This window comes from Mesorhizobium sp. M0802 (assembly GCF_040320115.1).
GTDB lineage: Bacteria > Pseudomonadota > Alphaproteobacteria > Rhizobiales > Rhizobiaceae > Mesorhizobium.
In genome coordinates this window covers 1-12,799 of sequence record NZ_JAMYOY010000011.1, presented here as the reverse complement: position 1 = coordinate 12,799, position 12,799 = coordinate 1, and the positions used below count along the sequence as shown (strand labels likewise).

The following is a 12,799-nucleotide window of genomic DNA, read 5'->3' as shown; positions in this document are numbered from 1 at the left end:
GCCTTTAATCCTTGAGGGCAGCTGATATTGTCGCGTCGGAAATAACCCGTTCGCGCAAGTTTTGCGACCAAGAGAGTATTTTCGATGTTCGGTTTCTTTTCCCGCAAATCCAAGAAAACGCCCGAGAAGTCGGCATCAGATCCTGGAAAGCAGTTGGAATTCGGCCTGCCGTTGCCAGTCGTCGTACTGCGTTCGAACGTCGAGGATCCTGATGAAGAGCCGTTTTTTCTCGTCTTCGCTGTCATGCAATTCGTCACAGCGATGGTTTCCAAAGGACTCTATCGTTATCCCGAAATCGACACCAAGGCGATGCAGGTCCTTCATGCCGACTCGTACTCTTCGGAGGTAAAGAACGGCGGCCATAGTCAATTCATCCACAATGCCGGGCAGGAAATCGGCGCCATGATTGCCAACGCACGAGCTGGACTCACTGCTTGTGGCGCAAAGGGCCAGCTTGCGACTTTGGAAAAGATGTCCAGCTGGATTGCAGACCATCCCAACGAAGCCGCCCAGCAGACGGGCTTCGAGGGCGGGCGGGATGATTTTCTCGATACACTTGATCATGCGTTCTACGTTGCGTTTGGCGCGCTGGATCGCGTCATGGCCTGATCTGCAAGTTGTCGATAGTGACGATTACGACGACGTCATACACCGGCTGGTGATGGCCAATCCGAAGCGCGAAGGCAGGCTTCTTCATAAGTCCGTTGGCAACTTGGCAGGCCAGATGATCTTGAGCTGGCGCGATGTCGGGGCCGGCCTTGCCTGCGCCAAGATCGCGCCGCCCGAGATCAAAATCGCGTTCGGCATGGCAAGGATGCTGAACATAGAAGGAGAGAAACAGCTGGTTTTTCAACTTCAGACCAGCGCGAAGAAGACCCGACTATGCAGTGCGACGGAGACACACGTCACGGTCTACGAGTACATCGCTCCAGAAGAGTTGCTTGTCATACCGCCAGGCGAGAGCCCGCTAGCGGCTAACGCCCCGAAAGTTGGCGCCAAGCTTGGCATTGCTGAAGAGCCCGAGATCACAGCGGTCATTGAGCTGGCGGAACAATACCATGCTCCCGCCGCCGTCGACCTCCTGCTCCGCAAGGCAGGCTTCGACCCGACGGATGCCATCGTTTCTGCGAATTCGGTGGTGCAGAAGGAGGAAGGAGCAATCGTGAATTGGGTGGTGCTGGCATCAGGCCAAGTCTTCCTTTTCCAATCGTTGCGGAACGGCGGTGTCCTCTTGCGCGGCAAGGATGATGAAAGCCTCGCTGAGGCCGCTATGGCCGAGCTCAATGCCCACTTTGATCGCTCCGCTGCGGCGGGTTAGCGACAGCAAGCCTACTTTTTCTCCGTCAGGAAGAACGTGCCATCGGCATGGCCGTTGGCACCGCATGACAAGGGCTCCGATCTGCCATCCTTGCCGGCGCCGCTCTGCTCGACGACAAGCGCATCGCCGTCGCGTCGGAAGGTAAAGACAAAACCGGTTGGGTTGTCGTTGTCGACGGCACGGTCGACCAGCCGCAGAGTGTTGCGCTCCTCGACCGTGCCGTCGATCTCGCATGACCCACTTCCCGAGACTGGATTGGAAACGACATCTTCCGAGATTTCGACCTTGCCTCCGCCAACAGCCTTGATGTCGACGCTGCCGCGCACGCTGCTCCATGTGCCGATCAAACCTGCATCGGGGGGCTTGCGTATGCCGGACAGGAAGGTTGCGCGGTCGCGCAGGAATTCGCCGAGATCGAAAGTCTGTTGGTTCTTGGGCGAACTTTCGTTGAAGCCGGCGATCTGGTCGCGATACGCGATGAAATCGCTTTGGTCGTCCCGCAGCGCCTTGCCGGCATGAGCATCGAGCCTCTTCAGCAGCGCGGTATAATTCTTCGCGACGTCGGCATCGGCCTGCGCCAGGGTCGGATCGGCGCAAATGGCCTTTTCCGCCACGCTGGCGGCCTTGGCGCAATCGAAGGATGGCTTGCCTTGCGCCGCTGCGTGGTCGCTCGCTGCCAGGAATACGGTCAAAACGGCACCCATGGCTGCCAATCGTATGGCAACAAGGTACGCTTTGCCTGTGTTTGGCATCATGGGCGGTCGGCCTTTTCGCCGCGCACTGAGCCAGCGGCGGTATGAACTCTGGCGGCAAAGCCGCCGGCAGGCAAGCACGTGACCGTTCCTGCCGGCTGCGGCCGATGCGGCCTTGCCCAATGTTGCGTTGCGGCCGCGGAGCCTTTCCGGTATTGAGGCCGGACCTGAAACAGGGACCGCCCCCAGCCCATGAGCTCCAGCCAATGAGCCTCGTCGACTCGATCAAGAATGCCTTCGTTCCGATCCATCGCGAGGGCTATCCGTTCATTGCCGCCTTTGGTGCGGGCACGCTGTTCCTCGGCTATTTCTCCTCGGTGCTGTTCTGGATCGGCCTGATCCTGACCGCCTGGTGCGTCTATTTCTTCCGTGACCCCGAGCGTGTCACCCCGGTCGATGACAGGCTGGTGGTCAGTCCCGCCGACGGCGTCATCTCGGCGGTCGGCCCGGCCGTGCCACCGCGCGAGCTCGGCCTCGGCAACACCGAAATGACCCGCATCTCGGTGTTCATGAATGTCTTCTCCTGCCATGTGAACCGTGCTCCCGTGCGCGGCCGCATCACCAAAATCGAGCATCGGCCGGGCAAGTTCCTGAATGCCGAACTCGACAAGGCAAGCTCGGAGAACGAGCGCAACGGGCTGGTCATCGACAGTCCCAACGGCATCGTTGTCGCCGTGCAGATCGCCGGCCTGGTGGCACGCCGCATCGTCTGCTGGGCCGAGACCGGCGGTTCGATCGCCATCGGCGAACGCTTCGGCTTGATCCGCTTCGGCTCGCGCGTCGATGTCTTCCTGCCTTCGACCGCGGTGCCGCGCGTCGCCGTCGGCCAGACGGCGGTCGGAGGTGAAACCGTGCTCGCCGAATTCGGCGGCGTCGCCGCAACCCCGCTCGTCAGGATTTCGTAAGCGGTGGGCGCGCAGTTCAAAAAGTTCGAGGCCCATGGCAGTGGCGGCCCGCGCATCCGCGAAATTCCGATGCGCATGGTGCTGCCTAATCTGGTCACCGTGCTTGCCATCTGCGCCGGCCTGTCCGGCATCCGCTTCGGCTTCGAGGGCCGTTTCGAGCCGGCCGTGGTGATGGTGCTGCTCGCCGCCTTCCTGGACGGCATAGACGGGCGCCTGGCGCGCATGTTGAAGGCGACATCCAAATTCGGCGCGCAGATGGATTCGCTGGCCGACATCGTCAATTTCGGCGTCGCGCCGGCACTGGTGCTCTACGCCTTCCTGCTCGACCGCGCCGGCTCCTTCGGCTGGATCGCAGCCCTTCTGTTCACCATCGCCTGTGGCCTGCGGCTGGCGCGCTTCAACGTGCTCGACGAAGACCATGACCGGCCGATCTGGCAGAGCGAATACTTCGTTGGCGTGCCGGCGCCGGCCGGCGCCGTGCTGGTTATGCTGCCGCTCTATCTGTCCTTCCTCCGGCTCGGTCTCGAGCCGGACCGCCTGACGGCATTCGTCGCCACCGGCTTCACTGTGCTGGTCGCTTTCCTGCTGGTCAGCCGGCTGCCGGTCTATTCCGGCAAAAGCCTGAAAGTGCCGGGCGACAAGGTGCTGCCGATCATCCTGGCGGTCGTTCTCTACGTCCTGCTGTTGATGACCTATCCCTGGTACACGCTGACCGCCTCTGTCGCAGGCTATCTCATCTTCCTGCCTTTCAGCGTGCGGGCGTATTCGAAGCGCGCCAAGCGCGAGGGCGAAAAAGTGCCGCCGTCGGATATTGGGTAGTTGTTATCTCCCCCCTTGAGGGGGAGATGTCGCCGAAGGCGACAGAGGGGTCGGTACGCCCCGGACGCGACCTCGTTTGAGCGAAGAGGACGTCGGCGCTTCACGCGAGGCGACCCCCTCTGGCCTGCCGGCCATCTCCCCCTCGAGGAGGGAGATACGCTAAGCCGCCAGGCCCAACCCCAGCTTCTCGATCGCCAGGTTCCGCGTCGAGACATAATCCGTCTTGCCGGAACCCAGCACCGGGATCTCCTCGACCTTGACGATGTCGTTGGGCACCATCAGTTCGGCCGCACCTGCCTTCTTGCCAAAGGCGCGCAGTTCTTCCGGATCGGCGTCGTCGGCGGTGGTGACCAGCACGATGCGCTCGCCGCGCCTCTTGTCCGGCACCGCCACCGCGGCGTGGCGCTCTTCCGGCCACAGCGACTGCACCAGCATCTCGACGGCGCCCAACGACACCATCTCGCCAGCGATCTTGGCGAAGCGTTTTGCCCGGCCGCGAATGGTGATGAAGCCTTCGCGGTCTACCGAGACGATGTCGCCGGTGTCGTGCCAGCCGTCCAGCGGCTGCAATTCGCCGGGCCGGTCAGCGGTCATGTAGCCCATCATCAAATTCGGCCCGTCGAGCCACAGGCGGCCGGCACCCTCGATACCCTCGACCGGTTCGAGCTTCATGCGCATCGCCGGCAACAGCCGTCCGACCGTACCGTCGCGGCCATGGATGGCGGTGTTGACGGCAACGACTGGGGCGGCCTCGGTCAGCCCGAACCCCTCGATGATCGAGGCATCGAAGCGCTCGCGATAAACGCGCCGCGTCTCCGGCTTCACCGCTTCCGCGCCGGCGACGACGAAGCGCAGGCTGGAGAAATCGCCATCCTTCGCGGTGCGGGCATAGTTGGCAAGGAACGTGTCGGTGCCGAACATGATGGTCGGCTTCACCTTGCGAGCGATCTCCGGGATGATCTTGTAGTGCAGCGGTGACGGGTAGAGGAACAGTTTCACCCCGGTCACCAGCGGCAGGATGGTGCCGCCGGTCAGGCCGAAAGAGTGAAAAACCGGCAGCACGTTGAGCAGGATGTCGGACGGCGAAATGGTAATGCGCGCCTCGGCCTGCATGGCGTTGGCGTGGAGATTGCGGTGCGACAGCACCACGGCCTTGGGCGTGCCTTCCGAGCCTGAGGTGAACAGGATTGCGGCGGGCTTGGCCGCATCCTGCCGCTGCAGCGGGAACCGCCAGAGCACCGCTGCTGCGAGCCTTTCCAGTGTGGTGACGCTTGCGCGCACATCCTCCAGCCACAGCATCTTGGCGCCGCCGGCCTCGACCGCGGCGATGATGTCGGCAAGCGCCGCCTTCTCGACGAACGCGCGCGAGGAAACCACCGTTCGGATGACTGCCGTGCGCACCGCGGCGGTTACGCTGGCCGGCCCTGCCGTGTAGTTGATCATCGCCGCCACCCGGCCGGCCGAGAGCAGGCCGACGAAGGAAAGCACCACGCCATTGGCGTTGGGCAGCAAAACCCCGACCGCTTCGCCGGGCGCCGCCACCGCCTCGAAACGGCGGCCGAGCACGCGCGCGCCGATGAACATTTTTCGATAGCTGAGCGAGCCGCTGATCACATCCTCGATGATCGGGTGCGAGGCGCCGGTGCGATCCGCGGCATCGCGCATGGCCAGGAACAGGCCGCGATCGAGGTTGCTGCCATAAAGCCGCGCCTCGGCGATGCGGTCGAACAACGCATTGGTGTTGGAAGCCTGGTCGGGGTTGCGCGCCACCAGTTCGGCAATCGTCATTGGCTCCAGCACGCTGATCGAGAGTTTTGGGAACCAGTGGCGCGGCGCCCGGTTCTTTGGCGTCAAGGAAACCGGCAGGTCGCGCGCGCCGGTGACGAAGATCGGCACGATGCGGGCGTCGGCCTGCATGGCGATGCGGGTGACGGCGCGGAACAGGCGAAACGTCTTCACATCGGGCTCGACGTCATCGGGCAGATAGACGGCAAGCCGGCCTTTACCCTTCAGCACCCTGACCAGCCGCCGGCTGACGAAGAGATGCTCGGCGTTGAAGGCGATGGTGCGGCCAAGCTCGCGCCAAGGCTCCATCCAGGGCGAGCGCGCCGAGGCCTCGTCGAGAATGTGCAGCGTGTCGTCGGGCAGCAGCGACAGCATCAGCGCCGGCTCGAAGCGTGACTGGTGCGAGACCACATAGATCACCGGCGTCGGCGCGTTGCGGGCAATGCGGATGCGCCGGTCCTCGATCCGGTAGGCGAGCTTGAACGGCACATAGAGCAGCGCCTGGGTAAAGCGCAGGTCGAGACGAAACGTCTCGATCGCGCCAATCAGCAGCCAGGCCAGCACGAGGCCTGCAAGCAGCGCCAGTGTCAGGATCATGCCGCGTCTCTCCCAACGGTCCGGTATGCGGCTCTTCGTCCGCTTGGAGAGCAGAGGGTAGCGCAATGGGGGGCAAGGTCAATGTAGAGCCTCTTCCTTCTCCCCGTTCACGGGGAGAAGGTGCCCCGAAGGGCGGATGAGGGGCGGCGCTGCGCTTTCACGTTGGCTCAAGCCGCCTTGATCCGCCCGCTGATGAACCGGAACTCCTGGCTCTTGCCGCCATAGCCATAAGCTGCGGCCGGAACCTCGTGCACGAAGGCATAGCTTTCCTCGTGCACACCACCCAGCAACTTACCAAAGGCCTCAAAGATCGCCTTCAGATAAGCCTCCAGTTCCAGCTTGGTGTTGGTGCCGTCGACCACCTTGATGTCGAGCCAGAAGGTGTTGGCGCCATGCTCCGCCAGCGATTTGCCGCCGGCGAACCAATGCTGCGGGTCGACATAGGTGACGGCGACGGCGGTGATCGTCGGGTCCTTGCGCAGATGGGTTGCGGTCAGGCCGGTGATTTCCTTGGCGATTGTGGCGGACAGCTTGGCGTCGGGTTTGCCGGTGACGCTGATGTTGATGATGGGCATTTTTCTCTCCTTCGTTTGAGCGGCGTCTGTTTGCCGTTGGAGAGACAGTGCCACCGTCTTTAAATCAAAAAAATCGAATTGTTTCGAACAAAAGGTTCTGTATTATCGAAGTATGCAAGCTCTCGATCCCGATCTGCTCAAGACCTTCCTTGCCTTTGTCGATGGCGGCTCGCTGGCTCAGGCTGCGTCTGTTGTCGGCCGCTCGCCCTCGGCGGTGACCGCGCAGATGCAGCGTCTGGAGGAGATCGTCGGCGAACCGCTGCTGGTGGCGCAGGGGCGCGGGCGCGGGCTGACGCCGGCCGGCGAGGATCTTGTCGGTCATGCCCGCCGCATTCTTGCCGTGCACAGCGAGGCCTGGCTGGCGCTCAAGGGCGCGCGTGCCGCTGGTCGCGTCGCCATCGGCACGACACAGGATTTCGCCGATAGCGGCCTGCCGGAGCTGCTGCGCGCCTTCGCGACCAGCCATCCGCGCGTCAGGGTCGAACTCCGCGTTGGCCGTTCGGCCGAGCTTGGCGAGGCGCTGCAGGCCGGGCAGCTCGATCTGGCCGTTGTCATGCGCAAGACGCCGGCCAATGACGAAGTCGGGCTGTTCAGTGAGCCGATGCTGTGGCTGTGCTCGCAAAAAGGGCTTGCCGTGCGGGAAGAGGAATTGCCGCTGGCGCTGCTCGACCCCTATTGCGGCTTTCGCGAAGCAGCACTCGCGGCCCTCGATGCTGCCGGCCGCCGCTACCGCATTGCCGCCGGCAGCGCCAGCCTTGCCGGCTTGCGCACGGCGGTCAATGCCGGCATCGCGCTGACCTTGCGCACCGCCCGCTTTGCCCATTCAGGCATTGCCGAAGCACCGCGCGAATTCGCCCTGCCGCCGGTGCCGACAGCGCAATTCGCGATAAAACTCGGCCAGGGCGCCGAGCGGCCGGCGCGCGATCTTGCCATCCTGCTCAGCGACAACCTCGCCTTGCCCGGCTTTGCCGTCTGATGTCCAAAGAAAAAGCCGACCTTTACGGTCGGCTTTGAGGAGGACGGGTCGAGGGGTTTGGGGGGACTTGGGGGGTGACCCGTCGCACATAAAACTGCCTGATCCGCATGATGGTTCCATGACTTGGAAAATAATTATTGGGTTGCCGCGCTTTTTCTCGCGGCCAGCCAGTCGCGCCCCGCATGGGCGAAAACCGCGCACAGTACTATGGCGCCGCCGATCAGGCTGGCGGCCGGCGCGATCTCGCCGAGGAACAGGAAGGCGAACAGGATCGCAAACGGCACTTCGGCGGCACCGAGAAGGCCGGACTCGGGCGCAGGGATCAGCCGCGAGCCTTCCGTCCACAGGATCGACGCCGCCGCAAACGATCCTCCGAAGGCGACGAGCAGCACGGCGTCGCGAGCAGAAATCGCCAGGGGGTCGGTGACGAACCAGCCGAGCACGAACAGCAGAAGCGCCGAGACTGCGCCCGCCCACACCACCGGCGTGTCGCGGAAGGCGCGCACCATGATCATGTAGAGCGCGCTGCCGGCGGTCATCAGCAGCGCGAGCCCATCGCCAAACAGATGACCGCTGCCGAAGCCGGAGCCGACCATCATCGCCACGCCGCACAGCGAAACGGCGGCGGCGGCAAGCGTCTGCGCCCGGAACGGCTCGCGCACCAGCACGAAGGCGAGCAGCGCGGTGATGAAGGGCGCGGTGGCGTAGATGACCGCGACATTGGCGACATAGGTGAATTTGAACGCCGAGATGAAGGCGATGCTGGCCGCGGCGCCCTCGAGGGCCAGCAACCAGCCGCGCCAGCCAAGCCGCAAGCTTTCCCGCCCGCCGGAGCGGCGCCGGCGCCACAGCACATAGAAGGTGATCAGGATCGCGCCGACAAAGCCGCGCCAGCAAGTGATGGTCAGCGGGTCGGCGTGGATCGATTTGGTCAGCACGCCGGTGAGGGCGAAGAAAGCCGCCGAGGCCGCCACCAGCATGATGCCGAGCGTACGCTCGGCAGCGGTATCTGTGGTGCCTGGGCCGTCGAGCGCTTCCGTCATCTCAGCAGCCTATCCGTCTTCTCCTGCCACCATGCTGTCAGCACGGGGTACTCATAGCCGCTTGCGGAAATGCTCGTTGCCGATGATCAGCAGGCCGGCGCCGACGATCAACGCCGCCCCCAGAAACACCTCGCGACGCGGCACGTCGCCCCAGATCGCAAAGCCGAGCCCGAAGGCCCAGACCAATGAGGTGTATTCGAACGGCGCCACGATCGACACCGGCGCCCGCTTCATGCCTTCGAACAGCATAAATTGCGCCACGCCGCCGAGCGCGCCGACGCTGATCAAAAGCAGCAACTGGCGCCAGTCCGGCATCTGCCAGACCAACAGCGCCGGCACCGTGGAAAACACCAGGAAGTAGAAATTGTTGAGCACAAGCTGGATCAGCGTGCGCTCGGCCAGCGCCGTCTTGCGCAACAGCACCACGGCAATGCCCCACAGCACTGCCGCAGCCAGTACCAAGAGCATCGGCACGGACAAGCCGAGACGAGTGGGATCACAGGCGATGAAGACGCCGACGAAGCCGATGAACACCGCCAGCCAGCGCAACAGCGGCACCTTTTCGCCAAGCATCACCACCGACAGCACGGTGACGATGATCGGGGCGGCGTAATAGATGGTGGTGAGTTCGGCCAGCTGCAGGGAGCGGGCCGCGTTGTAGTAGCAGAGCCAGGCGCCGAGCGTGAAGGCGCTGCGCACCAGCATCGGCCGCACGATGGGCGAGCGCATTGTGTCGGCAAAGACGCGCGGTCCGCCGATTGCAGCACAGCCGATAAGCACAGCGATCGAGCGGAAGAACATGATCTGCCAGACGCTGATGCCGACGACCAGAAGCTTGATCGCTGCGTCCTGGGTCGAAAACAGGAAATAGGCGCAGCCGGTGAACAGGATGCCGGCAAGCACCCTTTCGCGGGTTTCCAGAATGGCAATATCGGCCATGCGGCGTGTCCGGCGCTGTCAAGAGGACGAAGAAGAAGCCTGCCCCAATCAGGCTCCCATTGCAGGCTATACGGGCGAAAGCCTGCGGGGCGCTACGCCAGTGGCAAGCTTGCGTTGGCGCAGCCTGGCCGACAGCGTGGGCACGCCGTTCACTGTGTTGCCTGGTAGAGCTCCGAAGCGGCCTCCTTCAGGGCGCGCCGGCCGCCCGGCCTGAGATACATCATGTGGCCGCCTTCGACGACGTCGAGACGGATGGGTTTTGCCCCGCCCAGCGTCGGGATTTGGCTCACCAGATAGCGTGAGGCCAGATAGGGAGTGACCAGATCGGTGTCGCCGTTGACGATCACCACGCCGAGCCCCGGGTTGAGCGAGCGCGCCCGCTGCAGATCGTCCATCACCCCGGCATAGCCTTGCCGCGAGCCGCCATAGTCCCAGGCGTGGGTCACATCGCCATTGAGCAACCTGTAGCTGACATCGGTGCGAAAATTCAGCTCGTCGCGCGCATAACCGACAAAGGCCGAGGTCAGCGCCGGCACGCTGCGGTCGAGCACCGGATCCGGGCCGGCGCTGCGGGCGCTCTCCGGGGCGATGTCGCTGGTGGCGATGGTGCCGTCATACGGGCTGAGCACTTTGCCACTGGCGCGCTGGAATTCGCGCGCGAACAGGCCGGTCGGGATGCGGGCGAAATTGCGCTGCACGAGGTCGAGCGGCAGGCCGGTGATCTCGGCCACGCGCTGGCTGGCCAGCCGCCCGCCCTGTTCCAGCCCGCCGGTCAGAGCCGTGAGGTAGTCGCCCAGCGCATACTTTTCGACCTCGGCGAGCTTTTCGCGCAGTGCTTCGCCGCTGAAGCCTTCGCTGCGCAGGCGCACCGCCGCCAGCGAGGGCAGTTCCAGCGCCCAATGCAGTGGCTGGAATTCGTCGGGCAGCACCAGCGTGAACTCCAGTGCAGGCGAGATCAGTACGATGCCGTTGGGGCTCAGGCCGACATCTTCCTGCAGGGTCCTGGCGAGAAGTGCCGCGCGGAACCCGCCATAGCTTTCGCCGGCGAGGAAGAGCGGCGATCCGGTGCGGCCGTTCTGGGCGAGATAGAGCCGGATGAAAGCGCCGATCGAACTGGCGTCCTGGCTGACGCCCCAAAAATCTTTCGTGTCCTGGCCGGGGGCCTCGCGGCTGTAGCCGGTGCCGACCGGATCGACGAAGACGAGGTCGGTCATGTCGAGCCAACTGTCGGGATTGTCGATCAGCTTTTGCGGCGGCGGCAGGAATTGGCCATCGGCGCCGGTCGCGACGACACGCGGGCCGAGTGCGCCGAGATGCAGATAGGCGGATGCCGCGCCCGGGCCGCCATTGAAGACGAAGGTGATGGGGCGAGCCTTCTCCGCGCCCGCCAGTGGCGGCAGCGTATAGGCGACATAGAAGATTTCCGCGGTGACCTCGCCCTTGCCGGATAGCAGCGACAGCGTGCCGGCCTTAGCCTGATAGTCCAGCTTGCGCCCGGCAATGGTGATTGAATGGCTGGTCGTCTGCGGTGCCGGCAGCAGCGACAGCACGCCGCCGGCAGGGGCGGGGCGCTCGGGCGTTTCGGCGAGGACTGGCTGCGCGAAGGCTGCAAGCACCAACAGGGTAAGCGAGATCAGTTTCAGCTTGAACGGCATGATGTCTCCGCGGGAATGACTCTGCTTAGGTATGGCTGGGGCGGTCGAAGTCAAAGTAACTCTTCGCGAGCTAGCGTTCCTTCACGCCCCCTCTGTCCTGCCGGACATCCCCCACAGGGATGGAGATTGGATGTCGCGACCGCCTTCGCTAATCGCCGGCGTAGAAAGCGCCATCGGCGAAGCTGCAGATCTCCCCCTGTGGGGAGGTGGCCGGCAGGCAGAGGGGGGCGCTGTCTCGCCAGCATATCAGTGCTATCAAAGCGCGACGGACTCGAAAAGGAATGCAACATGGACGCCACCGCACTCAAGGCCATGCAGGCACCGATCAAGGAGGCTTATCGCGACGATTCCTCTCGAGCGCTGATCACGCTTCGCGCCAAAGGCTCCATCGACGACCAGTCGATTGCCTGCAAGGTCGAGACGGGGAGGGCGCTGGCGGTCGCCGGCCTGCTTCCGGCGACCGGCGGTTCCGGGCTCGAATTGTGTTCGGGCGATATGCTTTTGGAGGCGCTGGTGGCGTGCGCCGGGGTGACGCTGAAGGCGGTGGCCACCGCACTAGAGTTCAAACTCGGCGCGGCGACCGTCGAGGCCGAAGGCGATCTCGATTTTCGCGGCACGCTGGGCGTGGCCAAGGACGCCCCCGTGGGCTTTCGCGCCATCCGGCTGAATTTCAACCTCGACACGGATGAGCCGCAGGATCGCATCGACGCGCTGATCAAGCTGACGGAACGCTATTGCGTGGTCTTCCAGACCATCAACAGCAAGCCGGAGCTGACGGTGAAGGCGCGCGCCTGATCTCCCCCCTTAGGGCATAGGCGCTAAGATAGCTTTGGCATGGACTGAAACTTGCGCTTTCGTGGTGGTTCGCGCCAGCGATATCGCAAGGCATGGAGATTTTGGCGCAGGGCCGCCAAGGAAGGTTGAGTAAAGATGGTCGCGATCAGAGAGGCGACGATCTGGCGGGTGGCGCGCCACAGCAGCGGGCGCCCGTCGCTCAAGGGGGAGAGACACCCAACTCCTGCGAGAGGGGTTCGGTCACAAGCGCGATGAGGAAGTGTGCAAGGATCCAAGGCTTTGCGATCCTTGGGTCTTTGGCGGGAGGAGAGCGCAGCCCGATCAGGCTCTTCAGGCGCTTGAAGGCGAGTTCGATGCGCCAGCGCATGCGGTAGAGCTTGAGGACCGTATCGGCGGGAAACTCCTCCCGGTCAAGCGAGGTCACAAGCAGGACGAAGCCGGCCGCAATCAGCGTCTGCGGTTGAACCTTGTTGCCCTTGGCCCTGGCTTCCTTGTTGATTTTGCGCCGCGCTTCTTGTGCCGCGGCCTCGGATTTGCGCAAGGCGATCAGGCGCATCTTCACAGGCTCGCCCTTCTTGAGTGCCAGCCGGGCAGGCGTTTCGCAGACTTCCTCCCGGCAGCTCTCCAGGAAGCCGATGAG

At 63.9% G+C, this 12,799-nt stretch carries 13 protein-coding genes; 6 read left to right on the top strand and 7 right to left on the bottom strand.

Annotated features, from left to right (window positions below):
• Nucleotides 1-84 precede the first annotated feature (84 nt).
• Together NKI10_RS16605 and NKI10_RS16600 are read left to right on the top strand one after the other, a co-directional pair.
• Nucleotides 85-609: a DMP19 family protein gene (locus NKI10_RS16605; protein WP_352860987.1), complete on the top strand. Its 525-nt coding sequence runs from the start codon at nucleotides 85-87 to the stop codon at nucleotides 607-609.
• On the top strand, nucleotides 563-1,318 hold the full coding sequence (locus NKI10_RS16600; RefSeq protein ID WP_352860985.1) for a hypothetical protein: 756 nt from the start codon (nucleotides 563-565) through the stop codon (nucleotides 1,316-1,318). The genes NKI10_RS16605 and NKI10_RS16600 overlap by 47 nt, the downstream gene beginning before the upstream one ends.
• An 11-nt stretch (nucleotides 1,319-1,329) precedes the next feature.
• Here the strand turns inward: NKI10_RS16600 and NKI10_RS16595 are convergent, their stop codons facing one another.
• Nucleotides 1,330-2,022, bottom strand: a complete 693-nt coding sequence (locus NKI10_RS16595) for a lysozyme inhibitor LprI family protein (RefSeq protein WP_352860983.1) — start codon at nucleotides 2,020-2,022, stop codon at nucleotides 1,330-1,332.
• A 92-nt stretch (nucleotides 2,023-2,114) separates the two neighbouring features.
• Here NKI10_RS16595 and NKI10_RS16590 point away from each other — a divergent pair, with 92 nt between their 5' ends.
• Together NKI10_RS16590 and pssA are read left to right on the top strand one after the other, a co-directional pair.
• Complete coding sequence (locus NKI10_RS16590) at nucleotides 2,115-2,975, top strand: phosphatidylserine decarboxylase (protein ID WP_352860981.1); 861 nt, start codon at nucleotides 2,115-2,117, stop codon at nucleotides 2,973-2,975.
• A 3-nt stretch (nucleotides 2,976-2,978) separates the two neighbouring features.
• Nucleotides 2,979-3,794, top strand: a complete 816-nt coding sequence (gene pssA, locus NKI10_RS16585; RefSeq protein ID WP_352860979.1) for a CDP-diacylglycerol--serine O-phosphatidyltransferase — start codon at nucleotides 2,979-2,981, stop codon at nucleotides 3,792-3,794.
• Between the two features lie 159 nt (nucleotides 3,795-3,953).
• On the opposite strand, the gene NKI10_RS16580 is transcribed toward pssA, so the two are convergent.
• Complete coding sequence (locus NKI10_RS16580) at nucleotides 3,954-6,176, bottom strand: AMP-binding protein (protein WP_352860977.1); 2,223 nt, start codon at nucleotides 6,174-6,176, stop codon at nucleotides 3,954-3,956.
• Between the two features lie 167 nt (nucleotides 6,177-6,343).
• Entirely contained in the window at nucleotides 6,344-6,751 is a 408-nt protein-coding gene (locus NKI10_RS16575; protein WP_023831148.1) for a tautomerase family protein, read from the bottom strand.
• A gap of 112 nt (nucleotides 6,752-6,863) precedes the next feature.
• Here NKI10_RS16575 and NKI10_RS16570 point away from each other — a divergent pair, with 112 nt between their 5' ends.
• Nucleotides 6,864-7,727, top strand: a complete 864-nt coding sequence (locus NKI10_RS16570; protein ID WP_023831147.1) for a LysR substrate-binding domain-containing protein — start codon at nucleotides 6,864-6,866, stop codon at nucleotides 7,725-7,727.
• Between the two features lie 134 nt (nucleotides 7,728-7,861).
• Here the strand turns inward: NKI10_RS16570 and NKI10_RS16565 are convergent, their stop codons facing one another.
• The 3 genes from NKI10_RS16565 to NKI10_RS16555 all read right to left on the bottom strand — a co-directional run bounded on the left by NKI10_RS16565 (nucleotide 7,862) and on the right by NKI10_RS16555 (nucleotide 11,364).
• Entirely contained in the window at nucleotides 7,862-8,770 is a 909-nt protein-coding gene (locus NKI10_RS16565; protein ID WP_023689124.1) for a DMT family transporter, read from the bottom strand.
• Nucleotides 8,771-8,821: 51 nt separating this feature from the next.
• Nucleotides 8,822-9,709: a DMT family transporter gene (locus tag NKI10_RS16560; protein ID WP_023831146.1), complete on the bottom strand. Its 888-nt coding sequence runs from the start codon at nucleotides 9,707-9,709 to the stop codon at nucleotides 8,822-8,824.
• A 149-nt stretch (nucleotides 9,710-9,858) separates the two neighbouring features.
• Entirely contained in the window at nucleotides 9,859-11,364 is a 1,506-nt protein-coding gene (locus tag NKI10_RS16555) for a S10 family peptidase (protein ID WP_023805671.1), read from the bottom strand.
• A 288-nt stretch (nucleotides 11,365-11,652) separates the two neighbouring features.
• Between NKI10_RS16555 and NKI10_RS16550 the strand changes: the two genes are divergently transcribed.
• Complete coding sequence (locus NKI10_RS16550; RefSeq protein WP_352860973.1) at nucleotides 11,653-12,159, top strand: OsmC family protein; 507 nt, start codon at nucleotides 11,653-11,655, stop codon at nucleotides 12,157-12,159.
• 199 nt (nucleotides 12,160-12,358) lie between these two features.
• Here NKI10_RS16550 and NKI10_RS16545 read toward each other — a convergent pair.
• A partial coding sequence (locus NKI10_RS16545) for a transposase (protein ID WP_502897544.1) occupies nucleotides 12,359-12,799 on the bottom strand: 441 nt, incomplete at its 5' end.